Annotated in this window: 15 protein-coding genes; 6 read left to right on the top strand and 9 right to left on the bottom strand. The window is 44.0% G+C overall.

The genetic code is table 11. The features are described from left to right. Window positions 1-431: 431 nt before the first annotated feature. The gene (locus LU351_RS08960) at window positions 432-1,715 is read right to left on the bottom strand and encodes a sugar MFS transporter (protein ID WP_232593730.1); all 1,284 of its coding nucleotides are present in this window, start codon (window positions 1,713-1,715) and stop codon (window positions 432-434) included. Between the two features lie 143 nt (window positions 1,716-1,858). Further along, window positions 1,859-2,917, bottom strand: coding sequence for a glucokinase (gene glk / locus LU351_RS08955; protein WP_232593729.1), 1,059 nt, complete (start codon window positions 2,915-2,917; stop codon window positions 1,859-1,861). A gap of 397 nt (window positions 2,918-3,314) precedes the next feature. Between glk and LU351_RS08950 the strand changes: the two genes are divergently transcribed. The 3 genes from LU351_RS08950 (at window position 3,315) to LU351_RS08940 (ending at window position 7,511) form a co-directional block, all read left to right on the top strand. Beyond that, window positions 3,315-4,334, top strand: a complete 1,020-nt coding sequence (locus LU351_RS08950; RefSeq protein WP_232593728.1) for a LacI family DNA-binding transcriptional regulator — start codon at window positions 3,315-3,317, stop codon at window positions 4,332-4,334. A 365-nt stretch (window positions 4,335-4,699) separates the two neighbouring features. After that, a complete protein-coding gene (locus tag LU351_RS08945) occupies window positions 4,700-6,646 on the top strand; it encodes an autotransporter outer membrane beta-barrel domain-containing protein (RefSeq protein WP_232593727.1) in 1,947 nt (648 codons plus the stop codon). A 208-nt stretch (window positions 6,647-6,854) separates the two neighbouring features. After that, window positions 6,855-7,511 (top strand): hypothetical protein, encoded by a 657-nt coding sequence (locus LU351_RS08940; RefSeq protein WP_232593726.1) that lies wholly within the window; start codon window positions 6,855-6,857, stop codon window positions 7,509-7,511. 112 nt (window positions 7,512-7,623) lie between these two features. On the opposite strand, the gene LU351_RS08935 is transcribed toward LU351_RS08940, so the two are convergent. From LU351_RS08935 to hrpA, 5 genes are all read right to left on the bottom strand, one after another. Continuing rightward, window positions 7,624-8,406 carry an MlaA family lipoprotein gene (locus LU351_RS08935; RefSeq protein ID WP_232593725.1) on the bottom strand — a complete coding sequence of 261 codons (783 nt, stop codon included), beginning with the start codon at window positions 8,404-8,406 and terminating at the stop codon, window positions 7,624-7,626. Window positions 8,407-8,532: 126 nt separating this feature from the next. Further along, window positions 8,533-9,333, bottom strand: a complete 801-nt coding sequence (locus tag LU351_RS08930) for an HvfC family RiPP maturation protein (protein ID WP_232593759.1) — start codon at window positions 9,331-9,333, stop codon at window positions 8,533-8,535. Then, window positions 9,333-10,178, bottom strand: a complete 846-nt coding sequence (locus tag LU351_RS08925) for an HvfB family MNIO-type RiPP peptide maturase (RefSeq protein WP_232593724.1) — start codon at window positions 10,176-10,178, stop codon at window positions 9,333-9,335. Before LU351_RS08925 ends, LU351_RS08930 begins: the two co-directional genes overlap by 1 nt. Window positions 10,179-10,374: 196 nt before the next feature. Then, complete coding sequence (locus LU351_RS08920) at window positions 10,375-10,797, bottom strand: HvfA family oxazolone/thioamide-modified RiPP metallophore (RefSeq protein WP_232593723.1); 423 nt, start codon at window positions 10,795-10,797, stop codon at window positions 10,375-10,377. 659 nt (window positions 10,798-11,456) lie between these two features. After that, window positions 11,457-15,461, bottom strand: coding sequence for an ATP-dependent RNA helicase HrpA (hrpA, locus tag LU351_RS08915; RefSeq protein ID WP_232593722.1), 4,005 nt, complete (start codon window positions 15,459-15,461; stop codon window positions 11,457-11,459). Between the two features lie 193 nt (window positions 15,462-15,654). Between hrpA and LU351_RS08910 the strand changes: the two genes are divergently transcribed. Continuing rightward, window positions 15,655-16,008: a hypothetical protein gene (locus tag LU351_RS08910; RefSeq protein ID WP_232593721.1), complete on the top strand. Its 354-nt coding sequence runs from the start codon at window positions 15,655-15,657 to the stop codon at window positions 16,006-16,008. 155 nt (window positions 16,009-16,163) lie between these two features. On the opposite strand, the gene LU351_RS08905 is transcribed toward LU351_RS08910, so the two are convergent. Beyond that, window positions 16,164-17,021 (bottom strand): alpha/beta hydrolase, encoded by an 858-nt coding sequence (locus tag LU351_RS08905; RefSeq protein WP_232593720.1) that lies wholly within the window; start codon window positions 17,019-17,021, stop codon window positions 16,164-16,166. 262 nt (window positions 17,022-17,283) lie between these two features. Beyond that, the gene (locus LU351_RS08900; RefSeq protein WP_232593719.1) at window positions 17,284-19,137 is read right to left on the bottom strand and encodes an ABC transporter ATP-binding protein; all 1,854 of its coding nucleotides are present in this window, start codon (window positions 19,135-19,137) and stop codon (window positions 17,284-17,286) included. 201 nt (window positions 19,138-19,338) lie between these two features. Here LU351_RS08900 and LU351_RS08895 point away from each other — a divergent pair, with 201 nt between their 5' ends. After that, complete coding sequence (locus tag LU351_RS08895; RefSeq protein ID WP_232593718.1) at window positions 19,339-20,274, top strand: hypothetical protein; 936 nt, start codon at window positions 19,339-19,341, stop codon at window positions 20,272-20,274. Window positions 20,275-20,306: 32 nt separating this feature from the next. Continuing rightward, on the top strand, window positions 20,307-20,576 hold the full coding sequence (locus tag LU351_RS08890; RefSeq protein WP_232593717.1) for a hypothetical protein: 270 nt from the start codon (window positions 20,307-20,309) through the stop codon (window positions 20,574-20,576). Window positions 20,577-21,187 lie beyond the last annotated feature (611 nt).

Genomic DNA, 21,187 nt, shown 5'->3' with positions numbered 1-21,187 from the left:
GTTATTAATATAACAGCAAAGGTTGTGCCAAATAGGTTTTGACACAACCACCCCACTATGGTTTAGACCAAACAGAAGCGTAAAACCAGTCACTCGCATTATCTATCTTGCAAGGGGCTTTAATATCCGCACTCCCCTGCGTGACTATAGCTAGCGCTTGAAATTTGACAGCGCCAAAAACCCTACATTGACTCCCCTTTACTGCCAAAAAGAGCCATAGAGCAAAATACGATCATATAAAAGACATCAACAGGTGGGTGAAATCAAACACCGTATTACGAGGTATAAAAAATGAGGCGATAAGTGAGAAAACGAAAGAGTAAGCCATACAGGCACTGAGTACAGCCTACTCTTTTATTGGATTGGAACTAGAGTGGTATACCTATAAATTCAAAATCGACAAATGCAAAAATTCACTCCCTTTTTAAAACTTACTCAGGTATACATTTGGATGGGACAGACGTCGGAGTGTAACCTTTCACCCCATAAAAGATGATGTATACATAACACAGAATCGGTACAAAAAAGGCCAGCTGAATACCGATTTGGTCTGCCACTACACCTTGAATAAGAGGAATAAATGCCCCACCAACAATAGCCATGCACAGAATCCCGGAACCTTGGCTTGTGGACTTACCTAACCCTTGTAAGGCCAAACTGAAAATCGTTGGGAACATGACCGAATTAAACAAACCAATCAACACCACTGACCACATTGCTATCGGTCCATCGGTGACCATCGTTATTACCAACAATAACGCCGACATAATGCCGTTAAAGGTCAGTACTTTATTGGCCGCAATTTTTTGCATAACCGCGCTACCAATAAACCGACCGATCATTGCACCGCCCCAATAATAAGACACGTAAATCGAAGCTTCATGCTCAGACAATCCGGCGATTTTTTCTTCCCCTAGGTAATTAATCAAAAAGCTACCAATAGCAACTTCTGCCCCGACATACATAAAAATGGCCACGGCACCTAAGATTAAATGTCGGTGTCGCCATGCCGAATCATCCAATTTTGCAGACACCTCCGTAGACTGGGCATCGATTTTGGGTAATTTTAAAAGATAAAAACACACGGCCAAAATAATTAACATCCCAGCCAATAATAAGTAAGGCAATTTAACCGAATCCGCGCCATTAGCCGCCAACGCCGCTGCGCCCCCTGCAGCGGCAAAAATCATCGCAGAACCTAAGTACGGTGCAATGGTCGTACCTAATGAATTAAATGCTTGAGTGAGTGTAAGCCGGCTGGATGCCGTACGTGAGCTACCTAATACGGTCACATAAGGATTCGCCGCCACCTGTAATAAAGTAATGCCCGAAGCCAACACAAAAAGCGCTCCTAAAAACACCGGATAGGATTGCAAACTCGCCGCCGGGAAAAAGAGTAAGCAGCCACAGGCCGCTACCAGTAAACCGATCACCATTCCTTTTTGGTAACCGAGTTGTTTAACAAGTTGCCCAGATGGAATGGAACAAACAAAATAGGCAAAGAAAAAACAAAATTGAACCATCATCGCCTGTGTATAAGACAAAGAAAAGATATTACGCAAATAGGGAATTAATATATCATTTAAGCTGGTTATGAAACCCCACATAAAAAATAATGTGGTGAGTGATACTAACGCAAAATTATATTTATTCTCCCCAACCTGAGCAGGCACAGCGGGATTTTCCGCTGTTACTGGAGTAGACACACCAGACATAGCATTCTCCTAAAGACCCATTATTAAAAATAACAACCAGAAATAACGGTTAACAACACTGACTACAACAGTAACTCAAACAGTAACTCAAACAGTAACTGAAAATATTGCGTAAAACCTTAGGAAAACGTATGACGGTTACTTTATTGCAGACATTGCTCTAACCACGCTCCAGCACCATGTAATGCCAGATACTCCCCCGTAATGACTTCTACAGGAATATTCTCTAAATAGTGAGACATCGGCCCCTTTGATCGAAAGGCAGATGTAAATTCCGATATCGCTATCTGTGGTAATAATTTGGGAAAAATACCGCCGCCAATATAGACCCCGGCACGCGCGCCCATCAACATCGCCACATCACCGGCAAATGAAGCGAGCGTTTCAGAAAATAAACGTACGGCTTTCATCGCTAAGGCCGATTCACCATTCGCTGCATTCTGGCTCACTTGAGCAGCCGTTGTTATGTCTCGGCCTGTGTTACCTTCTATTGCCAGCAATGCCTGATAAATATTAACAAGCCCAGGGCCAGACAATAATCGCTCATAAGAGACGTACTGGTAGCGAGAGGTTAAGTATTCAATCACCTCTGCCGCTAAAGGAGAAACGGGTGCTGCTCGAAGATGCCCGCCTTCTCCAGGCAAAACATTCCACTTATCATTGAGATGTGTTAAACCGGCTACGCCTAAACCCGTACCTGGCCCTAATACCACCTTCGGTGCATTTTCAGCCGCAGCACCTTCTACAATTTGAGTATGCTGATCTTTTTTTAACGTCAAAATCGAGTACGCTTGTGCAGCGAAATCGTTCATCGCCTCTACTCGCTCTAATCCCACTTCTGCGGCAAGGCCACTTAACGAAAAACGCCACCCCCTGTTCGTCATAGAAAATTCATCACCAATGACAGGGCCTGCTAAGGCAATGGCTCCTGCCCTAGGACGAACGGCTGTCACTGTTGATAAATAATCCAAAAAACAGTCTTGAAAGGAACCATAATGCTCGCAAGGCAGTGTTTTGATATCGGATACATCATAAGAAAAGGGGCGACCTGTTCCGTCCGGCTTCAACAACCCAAAGCGGGCATTAGTACCTCCCACGTCAGCCACAACAAACGGTGTAGTCTCATGATATGACTTGGTCACATAGCTGCTTTTAAAAGGCGGCCTGTCAAAACCCTGTTCTTCACTATGCTGATGGCCCATAAAGCCCCCTACTCGAATCCAAATTGTTTTTATGAATATGGCGCAATGAATCAATCACTATTGCTGATCCATGAACATAATTCCACAGCAAATATAACCTTACGACGAATGCTGTGTTATGACAGATGTTATTTCATGAATTGAATTTGGGATATCACTCATTGACTCTCCAGCGGTTACTTAAAACAATTTGGACGGGCCACTTTCCAACACCTTTCCTAAAAAGATGAAAAAGATTGTAAAAAGACCCCAATACACTCCACAATAGCGTGCATACGTATTCAGCGACTTAAGGATAAGCAACAATACATTCATTAAATACACACCTCTATGGAGCAGCAATACCGAATACCTATAACAACGATAAGAACAGTGTTTACAACGCTTTTGAGGTAACATGAAAGACAGCAAACCCACCTCTCTGGATATTGCCCACCTTGCCGGGGTATCACAGCCAACCGTTTCTCGTGCACTTCGCAACAGCCCATTGGTAAGTAAAGAAACCAGAGAAAAAATACAAGCCATTGCCCGCGAGCTCAATTACAAAGTTGATGTGAATGCCAGTAATTTGCGTTCACAAAGTACGAAAACGTTGGCGTTATTACTTTGTGAAGATCCGGGCGACTCCATGATCAACCCCTTTTTCCTCTCCATGCTGGGCAGTATTACCCGTGCCGCCGCAAAAGAAGGTTATGACTTATTAGTATCGTTTCAACAATTAAGTGAAGATTGGCGCGCCGATTATGAAGATGCCAATAAAGCCAATGGCATTATTTTTTTAGGGTATGGGGATTACACACAGTACATTGACCGTATCTCACGGCTGGATCAGGCAGGGGCGCACTTTATTACGTGGGGGCCCGTTGTACCAGGGCAACCAGGGCATTTTTTGGGCTGCGATAACACCCTTGGTGCTTATGAAGCCACCCAGCATTTAATTCAATTAGGCCGAAAGCATATTGCCTTTATCGGAGATACTTCCGATGATTGCCCTGAATTTCAAGACCGATACCGAGGTTATCTCAAGGCACTCTCTGAACACGGCTTAAAATACAATCAACAACTGCACGCCTCGGCCAATTCCACAGAAACCATGGGGTTTGATGCCACTCAAACCATCTTGGAACGGACTGAACCGTTTGACAGCGTCTTTTGTTGCAGCGATTTAATGGCCATTGGGACCATACAATGCCTTCGGGAAAATGGCTACTCGGTACCAGATGATATTGCTGTTGTGGGTTTTGATGATATTCCCACTGCCTCCCACATGACACCACCGCTGACCACAGTACAACAAGATACCATCAAGGCAGGTGAATTATTGGTCGAGAATATCCTGTCACTTATAAATGGTGAACACATTGAGTCCAGGCTTCTTCCCCCTCAGTTAATCATTCGAAAATCCTGCGGTAGCTAAACAGGAAAAAGGTTAACTGCATCACACCAAAGATCTCTATCAGATTCTATTTTTATAATACAAAATAAATTAAAATAATTTTTGCGCCAAATGTCACCAATTTGGCGCCATAACTCAAATACAATGCGCCTTTATTTATTTGATGCAGCTTCTGAAAAGGACGTCTTACTCCATGCTGACTTCACTTTGCACCAGCTCTATTGACATCAGTGCCTTCGACTCAATATCACCTAATCCAAAACACACTGCGGTGTTCTCCCACCACCGTTAAGCCCGTATGCCAATTTCTTTCGCCCAACTTTTAACACTTAACAAACCTATTCCATAACAGTTCGAAACGGAAAGAGCTACACAAGGAAATTCAGATGAAACGAAAAATGTCATTATTAAAAAAACCATTTACTTTAAGCACAATAGTCACCTCCTCCCTTCTATTTGGCGTGAATCACGTTCACGCTTTTCAAAGTTTCTTTGTATCAACCGATAATACAACAGGCTTAAACCAAGTACATACTCCTGGCGAGTCAGGGGAGGTAGAAACCCTAGTAATAGACGCCCAAAGTAACGACACATTCTCACTATTCATTACACCACCACCGGTGTTAACTGAAAGCGATGTGGCCCGTCAAGACGGTGAGCTTATCCTCCCTGGCTCAGGGGAATGCACCATTACTGGCCAAATAATTTCGGGGGATCTTGTTGATGAGTTCTCAACAACCTTTTCTTACACAATTCGAGACTCAGATGCTTTTGCCATTGATACGCAAATCATTAGCACATCTGGCCCTACTTACAGTGCACAAGGAATTGGGGAGTTTTACGAGACAACAGAGGACCTACTTCTAGTAATGAGTACGAACCTCCCAAGATTAGATTTTGATTGCCCGTTTAGCTATGAAGGTAACCCTAACTTACCTATCAGTATTATTGGATTAGAGTCAACGGTTCCCGAATCTGAGCCAGAACCCGAACCTGAGCCACAACCAGAGCCCGAACCAGAGCCCGAACCAGAGCCCCAGCCAGAACCTGAGTCAGAGCCAGAACCTGAAACACCAGTATGGAATAAAATCGCCGACACCCCTGGGCTAAACACTCGTCAGTTTGCTGTAGCTTCTGCCTTTGATGGTGGTTGCCCCATTCTGCTAGAAGGGATAGAAACGTCAGAAACAACTGTTTCACAACAAGAAGAAAGTTTCTTTAATACGTGTATGGCCCTTCAAGCAAGCGAAACTTTAGGTAATGACCTTAACCAAATTGCACCAACCAATTTATTGTCACTTGCTGACTTAAGTTTAAATAACTCAAAAGCCAGCTCAAGAACTCTAACGCGTCAGGTACAAAGCCAACGAAATAATTTTGGTGGCTTTAACATGAACGGTTTAGCACTGAATATTGACGGGCAACATTTACCCATCGGCAAATTAGGTAGCGGCGCCAGTGCCGATTCTATTGCCAGCGATTGGGGAACTTTTGTTACTGGTACCTTAAAAGTAGGCCAACGTGAATCTGATAACGGCGACTTAGATTTTGACTTAGGCATTGATGCGCTGCTCTTTGGTATTGATTATCGCCTTACCGATAGCTTGATTGTGGGTGCCGCGCTAGGTTATTCGAACGGTGGAACCGACTCAAACATCAATCAGTCTGAAATTGACCTAGAAAGCACCAACGTCTCTTTATTTGGTAGCTATTACTATGGAGATCAATTTTATATCGATGGTATTGTTACCCAAGGCCAAAATGATTACGAAACACGTCGCCAAATCAATCTCTTTGATGTTCAAGACATCGCCAACAGTGAGTTCAGTGGTGACGATTTTAATGTTGCATTCAACATTGGCTACAACATTAATATTCAGCAATATCGTGTTCGTTTGTTTAACGAAATGAATTACATCGAAGTCGACACCGATGCCTTTATTGAAAGTGTTGCAGAAGGATCTGAGTTATCTGGCATAATGACACGCATGGACTCTAATACCTATGAATCTCTTGTAAATCGTTTAGGGGTAGAGCTGGCGATGGCCATCAATATGGATTTTGGCGTCATTACCCCCAGCATTTCTCTGGACTGGGAAAAGGAATTTAAAGACGATGATCTATCCATACGCGGATTGTTTGTAGGTGATCCATCCCAAACAGCGTTTGAATTATCTTCTGAACGAGCAGAGCAAAATTTTGCCAATGCACGATTTGGGTTAAATGCGATATTTAAAGGCGGGTTTTCGGCTTATGCAGTAATCGATACTGACTTAAATCGCGACAATGCCAGCAATCAAGCTTATTCACTGGGTGTGCGCTGGGAACTTTAAATTTTATTTGCAAAGCCTAGGGTAATCCCTAGCTTTGCATCATCTCAGTACACGCAACACAGTTTCAACCTTCCGCAATAATACAATACCCCCTTCAACAATGCCCCTCAAATTAACTGAGCTGAAAATTGATTTATTTCAGTATTTACAAATAAGAATACTCACTGAAATGGTTAATGAAATTTAACAAAAAAATAAGGAAAAACATATGCCAGTTAGTCAATTGGGAAACACTATAGAGAAAAACACAGAATTTGATTCACTTAACCCGATCGCCAGTAAAGCTGCTAGTATTTTGCAAACGGGGGGTATTGTTTATTTAGGTGAAAACCATTCAAAACCAGAAGCACGGCATGTTGTTTTAGGACTCATAGAACAGCGCTCCAAATTTATCGGTACTATAGGACTAGAAATCAATACTGAGGATACAGAGAAATACCTGGGTTCTGATAAGGGTGTAAAGTTACTCAAAGTAGACCCTAAATTTTATCGTAATTCCCACTATTCATTTGGTGACATCGTAGAAGCTGCTCGCGCTCATCATATTAATGTCGGTTTCTATGACAAACAAGAACCCGGAAGGGGCAACACAATAGACCGCCAAAATCATATTGCAGATCAGATTCAGGGCTATTATCAAAATCGGCCAAGCAGAAGTACATGGTGCGGCCTCTCTAGTACAAAAAAAGGCGTCTTAATTTTAATAGGATCTGACCACCTAAACCGCTCGCAAGATATGTATAAATCAAAGAACTGGGAGGCTTTGCAAGCGCTTGTATCTAGCGGCACGAGTGTTAGACACGGATATAGTGACACCTGCACCATGGTCTATACAGAGGCAAAACAGGTAAAACTTAACAATTAAAAACAGAACTAAAGCTTAATCTTAGGGTGTTTTATCAAGGAAGTACAAAAACCTTCAGATTAAGCCAGAATAGTTTACGGTTTACTTTCAATAACAAAATTAAAAGAGAGAATTAAAAATCGTACTCATCTCCATATTCATCATCGTCTGAGCCAAAATCATCTTCCACCACACCATCGTCAATTAGATAATTTCGGCGTTGTAAAAACGCATCGCGCATAAAGACGTATCGGTCGCCACTCATTAGCTTTTCAGCTTCTAATAAAGACGCTCGGGCATTCACCAAGCCTACGACGTTAAGCGTGTTAGACGTGCTTCTGTCATCAATATGATTGACTGGAGAGGTAGACCAATCAACCGGAAAACCGGCAGCATCTCGCAGAGTAGACGGGCCAAATAGCGGTAAAACCATATAAGGGCCTTGCCCTACTCCCCAGGCAGCTAATGTCTGACCAAAGTCTTCACCATCAGAACGCTCCATGCCCATTTTTTTGGCGACGTCAAAAAAGCCGACAACGCCAATGGTGCTGTTAACGAGGAAACGCCCGGTATCATTTGCAGCCTGCTTCCACTTCCATTGAAGAATGTCATTCAACACATTCCCCACTTCGCCCAAGTTGCTAAAAACATTGTTCACACCGGTCTCTATCGGATCAGGGGTAATCCACACATACCCTTGCGCCAAAGGTTTAACCAAGGCTTTATCCAACACATTGTTGAACCCGAACATGGCTCTGTTGAATCCCTCCCAAGGGTCATCGCTGGAAGCGGCTGACTGTGTGTTAGGTTCCACCTCACTGCTCCCCGCTTCCTCATAGGCTTGCGCCCAAGCGCCACCAAAGGGCGATGACATCACTAACATTGCCGCGAAAGCGGTTGATTTCCATTGCTTCATGTGAATTCCGAGTAGTTTATGATTTGACTACGCTATATTAGGCTTGCGCCATACGATATCAACAGCAATACGCGCCAAAATCTTTCTTTTTACGCCTGGGGCAAAGGGCAGTACGAAAGACGAATGTTAAAGGCGAGTACCGCAGAGAATATCGCAATTGTGCAACTGCTGAAGGATCTCAAGCCCCATGGACACAATCTGTTCTGGGTCTGGTGCTTGCAACTCCGAAGCAATCACCAATAAAGCCTCTCGTCCCGTCAGCCTCTGGGCTTTCCCTTCTAACAAACCTTCTGATTCGCCTTGCAATAATTGTAAAAGACGACTGGTTACCGCATTAGTTTCCATAAACCGGACTTCATCTTCCCGAGTTCGATACACCAGTAAAAATGTAGGCAACTCTGGTGGTGACTCTGGTTGAAAATCCGGCCCTATATGGTGAACAGGATATTGATACGATAACGACCACACAAGAGGGCTAACAACAGGTTGCCCATTTAATAAGTCACCATTTCGATCAATCTCTGTAGGAAACGTTTCCGTGGAAACATCCAACGCTAATTCAACCCACTCATAATGAGCCAGCTCACGTATAAAGTCGGGCGTCCAAGGCTCAGGTTGATACTCTTGTTGTAAATACGCCAAAAACTCTTGGCTAATTTCCAAAAAATACGGTGTATGGCACTGATGACTTACCACAAACCCTCGAACTAATGTGTGCCAATGGTCATCTTCAATAAGCGAGCGTAATACTGGAAAACCGCTGGCAATGAAACCTTCAATGTTATTGAAAATAAGGTCACGATAAATTTTTAAGCGACGATCCTCTACACCGTCAATTCCTGGATTATTATCTGGATCTCTCAGATGCTCTGCCAACGCCACTTGAGTTTGCTGGAACGTAGCCATTGGGCCGGGTGTTTCTTCCATCACACCAATACCTCTTCTTTTTGCGGCGTATACTGATGTTGAATCCGCTTAATGGTATTCAGTTCGCCCAATAATTCTTCAGGTGAGGGAATATTAAAATCTCTTTCCAATAAAGTGGGAATACGACCGAATTGTTGATAAGCACAATCCAGCAACTCCCATACTGGATCAACCACAGGGGCACCATGAGTATCAACACGCAAATCTTCCGCTTCTTCAAAGTGGCCAGCCACATGCACGTACACAGCACGATCACCAGGTAACGCTTGTAAAAACGCTTTCGGATCGTAACCATGATTAATGCTATTGACATAAATGTTATTCACATCCAACAACAAGTCACAATCGGCTTCTTGAATAACCGCATTAATAAAGTCGATTTCAGCCATTTCCTGGTGAGGAGCGCAATAATACGATACATTTTCCATTGCAATACGCTGCTCTAAACAATCTTGTACCTGCCGAATACGATCTGCCGTGTATTTCACCGCTTCTTCAGTAAAAGGAATAGGAACCAAATCGTACAAGTGTCCCGCATCACTGCAATAACTCAAATGTTCCGTGTAAGCATGAATTTTATATTCAGCTAAGAATGCTTTAATGTCTTTCACAAGACTCATGTCCAGCGGTGCGGGTGAGCCAATCGATAGTGATAACCCGTGGCAAACAAAAGGAAATTTTTCCGTATATTCCCGAAATTTTTTACCTAGCCTTCCCCCCACATTGACCCAATTTTCAGGGGCGACTTCCATAAAGTTCACGTCATCAGAAGTGAGGTGAGCAAAATCGTCCAACATACTACGCCGTAAACCAAGGCCAACTCCGTTTACAGGAAAACGAGACATAAATACTCTCCTTTAAAATCGATAAACCCTAAAGCCATCATATAAAAACAAAAAAAGCAATTGACTCTATCGCCAATTGCTTTTTTAAAGTGCGTTATGGATACGAGACGTATAGGGTAATGACGCAAATACTGGACGTTCAACACCCCAAACTAAATAGTGACTCGCACCAAGCAACTCAGCGACTCAGTTCTATTTATGCAGCACCGCCACATTTACCTTCACCGCATTTGCCTTCGCCACACTTACCTTCTTTGGCTTTAGCACCGCCGCATTTACCTTCACCGCATTTACCTTCTTTGGCTTTGGCACCGCCGCATTTGCCTTCACCACATTTACCTTCTGCTTTGGCTTTTTTGTCGCCACCGCACTTGCCTTCTCCGCATTTACCCTCGCCACATTTTCCTTCTTTTTTGGCTTTTTTCTCACCACACTTCCCTTCGCCGCACTTACCTTCACCACACTTACCTTCCATGTAGCTTGCCAAGTTATAACCCTTCGAAAGCTCAGTGGCAGCAAATGGGTTTTCTGATGCGGAGGCTACAGGAGCAATTGCTGCAGACGCCAAGAATGCCGCACCTACGGCAGCTGCTAAAGGAGTTGTGTTTTTCTTCGCCATGATTGTTCTCCTAATTAAAGAACCATTAATAATTAATGTCACTAGCGCTAGTGCGTAACACTACACCCTGGCGCAACTAATAACCTTAGCTCAAACAGGGACATAGACCCATTCCGTGAGACTAAGTTTCATTTTCATAAAACATTCAAACTTAATGATGAAATACTCGTCAATTGAAGCCACTTAGTTAACTTTAGCGCCAACTCAGTGTCTCTCTTTACAATATTTCATTATTAAAACTACCTGAATTTAGGCAATTTTAACGCTTGCTGCAACCTCAGCTGTCAACCCTTCGTTGTTATGCCCCTGTACATAAAGCTATGATATTAAAACCATGCCTACGAAATAACTACAGTTTCAGATTCACACAACGACGGCTCACCATCACCGAGATTACAGCATCGCAAAGCACATAGGCTTTTTGTCGATGATCAAACTATAACGACAGAGTATCACCAAACTATCACAGCTAAATAAAGACATAATCAAGATATCACCACAATTTTGAGGCGCATTTTGCGAAGTTGAATACTTTTAGATTCAACTCTACCGATACTCACTCAATGCCCAAACTCTTATGATGACCAATGATGACTAATTTATAACGACTACCATCTTATGAGTACTGCCACCTTATGGGTACTAGATGATTACCACCCCTACAGATCTGCGATAATTTCTGTCCATTTTTTATCTAATCTCTTGGAAGACACCGGCATCAGGGTTTTCAGCGTTTGAGCAAAGAGCGACACCCTCAGCTCTTCAATCATCCAACGATAATCCGTTAAGCCTTGGTTTTCGGCACACCAAATGGCACCTTTTTTCTCCTCCAAGCTATAATACCGATCCCAGTGCGGTTCCACTTCACGTGTCATTAATTTATCTTTTTGAACATTCAAAACCACTTTCTCAAGCCGGGTCTCTATCGCCTGCAAATAACGAGGATATTGCTCCAACCAACGCAGTGGCGTTAGGAACAAAAAGTTAGGAAAAATCAGGCCATCGAGCTGCTTATTCACATCGCCTGCGGCAAACGCCAATGCCAAGGCATTTTTGGACGACTTCAATTGCTTTCGAATTCCAACCACAGAGCGAAGCACGGTTATGAGCAAGGCTTCCAACGTTTGGGCACGTTCAATCAAATCCGAACGGGCCGCTTTAATGCGGGCTCGGAAAGTCTCTTCGTCTCTGGGTAAATCATCCACGGTCAATAATTGTCGAATGGATGCGGCAATAATATCCTCAGCGACTTGGTCACGTGACCCTAAATTCGTCACCGACAACCCAATATCTTTGCCTTTTAAGAGTTGCTTGCGCAGATACTTTACGGTTTGTGATTCTTCGAGCATGGCCAAGCGCACAATCGCTTTCACACTGTGCCAATGAGCTTCCGTCGGGTTATCGTGCATTTTTAGGGCAACCGAATCCCCTTCATCCACCAGCGCCGGATACGCCCGAATTTTCACGCCTTTACGCTTAAGCTGGCAGCTCTCTTCTAGATCACCAAAATTCCAAGAAGTAATTCCAGTACGCTCAACCTCTTCCCCCGCCTGCTCTAAACTTTGCTGCACGCGATCACGATAGCGCTCTCGTAATTTTGCCAAATCTCGGTCTTGTTCGATTAACTTACCTCGATCATCCACCACTTGAATATTCATGCGGTAATAATCGTCTAAGGTCATTTGTGCCCAAGCACTTTCGGGCACCGCTATGGTTGTGTGTCGTTTTAATTGGTGCGCCAATACTTCATGCAAAGGCGTATTGTCCGGCCCCATTGATTGCAAACATTTGTCGACCACATCAGGCACCGGAACAAAATTCTTGCGCCATTGTTTCGGTAAGCTTTTCACCATAGCAATGCATTTTTCGCGAAGTAACCCAGGCACCAACCATTCCAATCGGGCTTCAGGCACCAAGTGCAGCACACTCACAGGCACATGCACACTCACCCCATCTTCCGCCGACCCCGGCTCAAAATGGTAGCTGAGTAGAAACTCCATACCGCCCCACTCCAGAATATCCGGGAACTGAGCTTCCGTAATCTCCCCCGCATCGCGCTGCATCAATCGGTCGCGGTCGATGTGTAAAAGGGTCGGGTTCTCTTGCTCGGCGTCTTCACGCCAGGTTTCAAAGCTCACCAAGTTAACGATATGTTCTGGAATTCGTTCGTCGTAAAAAGCAAACAACACTTCTTCATCGGCAACAATATCTCGACGCCGGGATTTCGCTTCTAAATCATGAAGCTCGGCCAATAATTGTTGATTATGAATAAAAAATTGCCCTGGCTTTTTTTGGCCAGACACTCGCCGACGACCACCGCGATGGCTGTCTTGTTTTGCTGCCGGCTTAGCGCCTGATTTTGCCGCTTGACCGTAACGCCCCTCCACCAAAGCGGCACGAATAAATACCTCTCGCGATACCTTTTCATCAATGACCGAAAAGTTGACGCGCTGCTTTTCCACTAACGTTAAGCCATACAACGTCACCTTTTCATAGGCCATGACTTGGCCACGCTTAGCATCATAGTGGGGCTCAAAATGATTGCGTTTTACCAAATGGCGGCTGGCATTCAAAATCCATTCGGGTTCAACTTTGGCCACCGTATGCGCATACAATTTTGCGGTTTCCAATAATTCGCCTGCCACCATCCATTTTGGGCTTTTCTTAAATTGCGACGACCCAGGGAAAACGTGAAATTTACGGTTGCGTGTCCCTAAATATTCGCGGTCTTCACCTTTGTTACCAATGTAATCCAATAAGCCAACCAAAAGCGCTTTGTGCAATTGGTCGTAATTGGCGGGTTCGCTGTTTTCTTTTAAATTCAACGTTTTCATGGCAAGGCGCAATTGATGATGAACATCTCGCCATTCCCGCATCCGTAAATACGAAATAAACTCTTTTTTACCCAATTTACGCAATTGATTTTGTGATAAATCCTGCCGCTGCTGCTCCCAGTATTCCCATAAATTCACATAGGCAAGAAAGTCCGACTGTTCGTGCCAAAAGCGACGGTGTTTTTCATCGGAAGCTTGTTGTTTATCGGCAGGGCGTTCACGAGGATCTTGCACACTTAACGCACTGATAATAATTAATGCTTCTCGTAAACACCCGAGTTTCGCCGCTGACAACACGATGCTGCCCAAGCGCGGATCAACTGGCAAGGTGCTTACTTGACGACCCAATGTCGTCAATTGGGCTTTTGTGTTTACCGCCTGTAAGGCTTGAAGAAGATTAAAACCATCATTAATGAGACGATGATCTGGGCGATCTACGAAAGGAAATTCTCGAATATCCCCAATCCGCAACTGCAACATTTGCAAAATCACCGAGGCCAAATTGGTACGCAGAATTTCCGCATCGGTAAATTCTGGGCGGGATAAAAAATCGCTCTCTTCGTATAAGCGAATACACACCCCATTACTCACACGACCACAACGCCCTTTACGCTGATTGGCGCTGGCCTGCGAAATGGGTTCAACGGGTAACCGCTGGATTTTGGTGCGATAACTGTATCGGCTTACCCGAGCAAAACCTGGGTCGACGACGTACCGAATACCGGGTACAGTCAGTGAGGTTTCTGCCACATTGGTGGCCAACACCACTCGGCGGCCCTTGTGGTTTTGAAACACTTTCGTCTGCTCCGCCAAACTCAAGCGCGCATAGAGGGGCAACGTTTCCAAATGAGGGAAATCCGCACGGCGAATGGCCAAAGCCGCTTCACGAATTTCTCGTTCGCCACTTAAAAAAACAAGAAAATCGCCACCGCGTTGCGTCTCTCCTTTTCGCTCCATGATCAATATTTCATCAATGGCATCGATAATGGCTTGGTATTGATCGTCTTGATCTTCTTGTTGAGGGCGATACAACACATCCACCGGATAGGTTCTACCCGAAACCTCAATAATAGGCGCATCATTAAAGTGTTTGGAAAAACGCTCCAAGTCGATGGTGGCAGAAGTGATAATGACTTTTAGGTCTGGCCGTTTTGGCAAAATACTTTTGAGGTAACCCAAAATAAAATCGATATTTAGACTGCGCTCGTGGGCCTCATCAATAATTAACGTATCGTAACGGGACAAATATCGATCATTTTGAATCTCCGCCAACAAGATACCATCGGTCATCAGCTTGATGTGGGTATGATCATCACTATGGTCGGTAAAGCGGACTTGATAGCCCACCGAGCTACCCAGCTCCACGTTCAATTCTTCCGCAATCCGCGTCGCCACTGTACTGGCCGCAATTCGACGAGGCTGAGTATGACCGATCATACCGTGAACCCCCCGACCCAGCTCCAAACAGATTTTCGGTAGCTGCGTGGTTTTCCCCGAGCCCGTTTCCCCAGCCAATACAACCACTTGATGTTTAGAAATGGCCTCGGCGATTTCCTCACGTCGCTCACTGATGGGCAGTTGCTCAGGAAACACAATCGTGGGCGGGCGTCGGCTTTCTCGTGCTTTTACTAATTCCAAAGAGCGTTCCATTGAACTCTGGAGACGTTGAAACAACTTATCGAACGGCTTTCCCGACCGCACTCTGCTTTTTATGTCTCGAAGTTGCTGACCGATTCGGTAACGGTCTTTGCATAAGACCTCATCGAGCTGTGTTTCCCATTGCCTAATGTGTTGTGTAACAAGTTCTTTGGTGACGATTTCTGCGGTCATACGGCTTCCTGATTTACCACCCTAATTTTTCAAGCCGGCAATTATACGCGCTGATGAGTGAAGCCTCTACGGTTAGACAATTGTCGTAAAAAATAACAAATTGTCACCAAAAAGCACATTAAAGCCTATTTTTGTATATAATCCCCCACCTTAAACAAATCCTATTTTCACTTTTGGGAGAGGTGTATTACCCATGAAGTTAAGAGTCACCCTGAGTGCAATCGCAGTATTATTCCTATCGGCATGCACGAGCATGGAAGAAAAAGCATTGATGGAAAAAGTGGTTTTCACAGAGTCCGTCAACGAATCACAATGTACGCTCGTGGAAGAGGTCGCCTGTTCTTCACGACGCTTTTACGCCGGAGATGTGTGTACACCTTGGTTTCAAAAAAGAGCCGTTAGACAAGGCGGAACCCATGTTATCACCGGGAATACGCGCACAACAGAGAATGATATTTACATTGGAAACAGCGGTGTCTCGGCAGGAAAAAGCATTGTGGGCATACAAAAATACGGAAGAATCTACAACTGTAAAACCAGTCACTAATGACGAGACTCTAAATTAAATCAATCTAATTTAAATGCCCATAATTTAAAAATCCTTGAATAAAACCAACGCGCTTGTTTAGCCACCACGTTGGTTTTATTCAGTTAAACCTAAAACCCCTCTACCCCAGAAATCATCCCATAAGCCCTTAAGACCTATGGCATTTCTTGATCCACGTACAATTCTATTGGTGTTTCTGCATTGATGGTTAACGCCGCCTTAGACCAATCCGAATAAAAAGCCGCATTAATAAACTTATTCACACTGGCAGCCACATCATCAAAAAAGTGCGCTGGGGTACGCCGACAATTGGTGCAGCCTGGGCATCCGTTATCGCAGAAACTGCAATGAAAATATTCTGGAGCGTAACCACAAGGCCCCCACGAAAACTGCTCTTGTACTTGGAAAAAAGCCCGCTTGTCATTGCTGCGGCGGTAGGCTTCTTCTGCCGCATCTTCACGAGTCACAAAACACGACGTAAAACTAAACCCCCAGTAAAGCGCAGGAATAAACACTTCTTCCGTTACACTGGCATCGTAAGGATCAACACTAAAGATCGCATCAGCCAACCAACGATTTTGTGCAATGGCATTCTGAGCCGCTTGCCCGCCTGCGGAATGTCCGCCCATAACCCAATGATCAACAGACTCACAACCCGTGCCATTCAACCAAGTCTGTGCCGTACTTTTTAATTCGCTGGCTAATGCCAAATAACGTTCACTGTCGGTTTTAACGATATTGCCAGGGTTATGATCTAAAATAGCGACCAGATAACCATACCCATTTAACGCACTGGAAAGCCTATCGTACGCATCTGCGCCCATCGCAGTCCCTACACCCAACACAATAACATCACAAGAGGACGCAACCTCATTAGAATAATGCAATCTGATTGCGCCATTTTCTGCGGAAATATCCGTGTATTCGGCCAATGAGAATGGCGTGTAAAAAAGAAAAAAAGCAATTAATATTGAAAGTACTCGTTGACGTGAAACAGAAAGAATAAATGGCATAAAAATCCTTAAAGAGTGATTAATAAGGTGAAAAACCATTAAAACAGTCGATTAAAACATTCACATATTTTCATTCCACCATAGGGCTGTCAACAATTACAAAAGAGAGCAAATAGAACCCCAAGAGTTATTTATCAAAAAGCGACAAATCAAAAAAAAACGCCATGAGTGATGAATAAAACTCATGGCGTTTTTTCTTTTATTTATTCTGTTTTTTTAAAACTGTAGTGTTACAACCTAGGTTGAGTAACCAACGATTTAATTACACATTTCCCAAAAAGCCTCCACTTTGGTGCGCCCATAACTGCGCGTACAAACCGCCTTTTTCAACCAATTGCGGATGTGTGCCTTGCTCAACAATACGACCGTCATCGAAAACAATTAATCGATCTAACGCTGCAATAGTGGATAAACGATGGGCAATCGCAATGACCGTTTTGCCTTCCATTAATTCATTTAAGCTGCCTTGAATACTGGCTTCCACTTCAGAGTCCAGAGCCGAGGTGGCTTCATCCAAAATTAAAATCGGCGCGTCTTTTAACAAGACTCGTGCAATGGCAATACGCTGGCGTTGCCCGCCAGATAGTTTTACACCACGCTCGCCCACATGAGCGTCGTACCCTGTACGCCCTGCACTGTCGGCCAACGACTGAATAAACTCATGGGCATGAGCCCGTTTGGCGGCTTGCATCATGTCTTCGTCAGACGCATCCGGTCGACCAAATTTTATGTTTTCTCGAACGGAACGATGCAGTAGCGATGTATCTTGCGTGACCATACCAATACAGCCATGAAGACTGTCTTGGGTGACTGATCGAATATTTTGATCATCGATACAAATTTGACCGCGCTGTATATCATAAAAACGCAGCAACAAATTCACCAAACTCGACTTACCCGCCCCAGAACGGCCAACGACGCCAATTTTTTCGCCTGCTTTAATATGCAAGTTTAAACCCATAAAAACCGGGTCAATCAATTGTCCTGAACTGCTGTTTTCACCCGCATAGGAAAAACTCACGTCTTTCAAGTGAATGTCACCATTGGAAATGGTTAATGCTTTCGCATTTGACTCATCTACCACCGCATGTGGGCGAGATAACGTATTCATGCCATCTACCACTGTGCCAATATTTTCGAATAAACCGCTCACCTCCCACATAATCCAGTGAGATAAACCCGTTAAACGAATAGCAATACTCATCGCAATCGCAATGGCACCGGTGGTAATGGCACTGTTCATCCACAACCAAATACCCAAAGCACCGATGGAAAACACCAACATCATATTCAGCACCCAAATACAAAAACGTAAAGCCGTCACTAAACGCATTTGTGGGTGTACGGTATTTAAAAAGTCTTCCATGCCTTCTTGGGCGTAGTCACTTTCTCGTTTGGAATGAGAAAATAATTTAATGGTCAAAATATTAGTGTAACTGTCGACAATTCGGCCCGTCATCACAGAGCGAGCATCAGCTTGGGCTTCGGCCACGCTTTTTAATCGAGGTAAAAAATACCAAAGAATCACTATATATAAACCAAACCAGACAAATAACGGCAAGCTCATACGAAAATCGGCGTTGCCTAATAATAATATCGCGGTGATTAAATACACTGAGGCAAATAACAACACATCCAATACTTTCATCACGGCTTCGCGAACCGCTAACGAGGTTTGCATCACCTTGGTGGCCACACGACCACTGAATTCATTTTGAAAAAAGCTGTAACTTTGACCCAACAAATACCGATGCGCGCGCCAGCGAATCGACATGGGATAATTTCCCAATAGCGCCTGATGCACCACCAATGCATGAAACCAAACAATGGTTGGCATCCCCACTAACACAAAGAGTGACATGCCCAGTAATTTCGGCCATTGTTCATCAAAAAACGTACTGCGATCATTGATCCCCAGCCAGTCAACAATTTGGCCGAGAATTCCGAATAAAAAGGCCTCACCCACCGCTAAACACGCGGTAAGCGATGCCATTAATATGACATAGGGAGTAATGCCTTCAGTGTAATGCTTACAAAACGCCACAATGCCTTTTGGCGGTTGTACGGGCGGCTCGGGGGGGAAGGGGTTGACCAATCCTTCGAAAAATCGAAACATACGGGCTCCATAGCCAAAAAAGAAAACGGTATAAAGGCGCTTATTGAAACGCAAAACGTTGCGCTTTAAAACGCCTATCGGTGCTATCTTCAGATTACCTGTCCAAAGTTGCGTTAAAAAGTGGCTTTAATCTGTATACGGGGTGTGCAAACATTCTAGCTATGGCAAAACCTTTACTTTCTTCAATTTATATCAGCGTTCATGACCAAATCTTCGCCACCCCAATCTAACCTTGTTCCTGAATACTCTTTAAACAAAGAAGCATTAGAGCGCCAGTGGTTAGACCAATGGCAGGCAATTGTGGATACACATTTCCTATTAGCCCATGAACGGGTAGACCCTTTTTTCAGTCACTACTTTCTCTCGGTTAAACACGTATGGCAGCGCCACTGGCGCCACAAAGCGGATATTCCTCAAGATTTATTAAACCTCCCCAAAAGTGCATGGCGACTGTGTACCGCACCGTTACGAAAAGGCAAAACCGCCCCTCCACCGTTGATGACACGAAAAGAAAAGGAGCTAACAGAACGATTACAGGTCGAACTTTTGGCATTACCCACATTGCACCAACAATTGTTTGAACATCTACAATCTCACCCCACTTTCTGTGATGAACAATGGAGTGAACTGCAATCATTGTTGTCACCCTTTTCAGAAGAAGAGGCTCACCACCAATTAAGCAGCGCCATCAACCGCCTGACCATTACCCAAGAAGGCGGACGCGACTTTTTATTATTCATTTCACTTGGCATTATTGGCCGTGGATTATCCGATAAAGTCGCCTTTGGGAGCGCCATGACCTTAGGAAGCTCCGCTGCCACCGGCGCTTATATGAGCCAGCAAGGTTTTTTTGGGGGGCTATGGGCAAGTTGGTTTGGAGTGCCGGGGTGGGTAAGCGCGACCGGCGCTGTCGCAGGGTTTGGGCTAGTACTCATCGCCACTCCTCTACTGTCGCCCTTAACTGAGGTAGGCATCAATCGAATACGGGGACGCAAAGCTCTCACCAAAATTGTTGACGAAGCGCATCAACAGATGGGCCATCAACACAAAGACCTTTCTACCTTAGCAGGCCATTTGGGCACCTTTATGCAAATGCTGCCGGATGTGGTACAACTGTTGAAGCATTTAAAGCCGTAGTATTTTGGGCATAGATAACATCAAAATACATTATGATTAAATTTAACAATATCGAAGAAAAGAAGCGTTTAGTTCACTATGCGAAAGAATTCGGAGACGCCAATATTTTAAACATTATTGAAAATGGAGTCAGAAGTGAAGTAGAAGCAATTCTTTTAGCCAGGTTTTACTGGAAGGTAATTGAGGAAACCATTAATAAAAAAGAACTGGAATCCATTTTGGAAAAAATCTATACAAGCCTGCATATTCATTGCGGGAACAATGGCTACTCAGACACTTGGGATAATGAGATACCTAACTAAAAATTTTGGAGCGCTGCTTTGCAAACAGCATTTTAATTTAGAATCAAAAATATAAAATGCCCACAAATTTCCAGCCAAACAGCGGGTATTTCAACAAGTAACCACATCAAGATTTATTAACATCAAAGTTTATTACCACCATCTCCTTATTCCAATCCAAACCTCACCATAAAAACTGAGTGGCAATCAATTTTTATATACAGTAAAGAATGGGAATTCGATGCCATCGTTCATTGCCCTCTTCCATGGTTATTGAATTTTGTTTTGGAAGCACCAGACGGACAAATGGTAAGACCTCCAGACTTAGGCGGTATCGATGCCCTCTTTTCAGGAGACCAGTTTACCAAGGCTCGTTTAAAGCGGCCTCCTCTGGCAGCTATCGCACAACCATTTTGGCCAATGGGGTCACGCCTCAAGGTAAACCCAACCCTCTGACAAAATCCTACCTGCCTGCGCCCCCCTTAAAAACAAACTTAAAAGCCAAATACCACAAATTCGTAAAAAAAAAATTTTTTATTTGAAAAAATGATAAATGCGTCTACTTTTAATTTGTCATATAAAACATACCTTAATACGCCTGTTTTTTGGCTTCAGAAAGAGCATTTCTATGC

It is taken from the genome of Marinibactrum halimedae (assembly GCF_021234875.1).
In the GTDB taxonomy this organism is placed as follows: Bacteria; Pseudomonadota; Gammaproteobacteria; order Pseudomonadales; family Cellvibrionaceae; genus Marinibactrum; species Marinibactrum halimedae.
This window is presented reverse-complemented; position numbering and strand designations above follow the sequence as displayed.

Bases quoted from the DNA above. Each gene is read 5' to 3' on its own strand.
- LU351_RS08930 (WP_232593759.1), bottom strand. From the start codon at position 9,333: ATGGAAGAAACACCCGGCCCAATGGCTACGTTCCAGCAAACTCAAGTG.
- LU351_RS08910 (WP_232593721.1), top strand. From the start codon at position 15,655: ATGAAGTTAAGAGTCACCCTGAGTGCAATCGCAGTATTATTCCTATCG.
- LU351_RS08940 (WP_232593726.1), top strand. From the start codon at position 6,855: ATGCCAGTTAGTCAATTGGGAAACACTATAGAGAAAAACACAGAATTT.
- LU351_RS08895 (WP_232593718.1), top strand. From the start codon at position 19,339: ATGACCAAATCTTCGCCACCCCAATCTAACCTTGTTCCTGAATACTCT.
- LU351_RS08920 (WP_232593723.1), bottom strand. From the start codon at position 10,797: ATGGCGAAGAAAAACACAACTCCTTTAGCAGCTGCCGTAGGTGCGGCA.
- LU351_RS08960 (WP_232593730.1), bottom strand. From the start codon at position 1,715: ATGTCTGGTGTGTCTACTCCAGTAACAGCGGAAAATCCCGCTGTGCCT.
- hrpA (WP_232593722.1), bottom strand. From the start codon at position 15,461: ATGACCGCAGAAATCGTCACCAAAGAACTTGTTACACAACACATTAGG.
- LU351_RS08900 (WP_232593719.1), bottom strand. From the start codon at position 19,137: ATGTTTCGATTTTTCGAAGGATTGGTCAACCCCTTCCCCCCCGAGCCG.
- LU351_RS08905 (WP_232593720.1), bottom strand. From the start codon at position 17,021: ATGCCATTTATTCTTTCTGTTTCACGTCAACGAGTACTTTCAATATTA.
- LU351_RS08925 (WP_232593724.1), bottom strand. From the start codon at position 10,178: ATGTCTCGTTTTCCTGTAAACGGAGTTGGCCTTGGTTTACGGCGTAGT.
- LU351_RS08890 (WP_232593717.1), top strand. From the start codon at position 20,307: ATGATTAAATTTAACAATATCGAAGAAAAGAAGCGTTTAGTTCACTAT.
- LU351_RS08950 (WP_232593728.1), top strand. From the start codon at position 3,315: ATGAAAGACAGCAAACCCACCTCTCTGGATATTGCCCACCTTGCCGGG.
- glk (WP_232593729.1), bottom strand. From the start codon at position 2,917: ATGGGCCATCAGCATAGTGAAGAACAGGGTTTTGACAGGCCGCCTTTT.
- LU351_RS08945 (WP_232593727.1), top strand. From the start codon at position 4,700: ATGAAACGAAAAATGTCATTATTAAAAAAACCATTTACTTTAAGCACA.
- LU351_RS08935 (WP_232593725.1), bottom strand. From the start codon at position 8,406: ATGAAGCAATGGAAATCAACCGCTTTCGCGGCAATGTTAGTGATGTCA.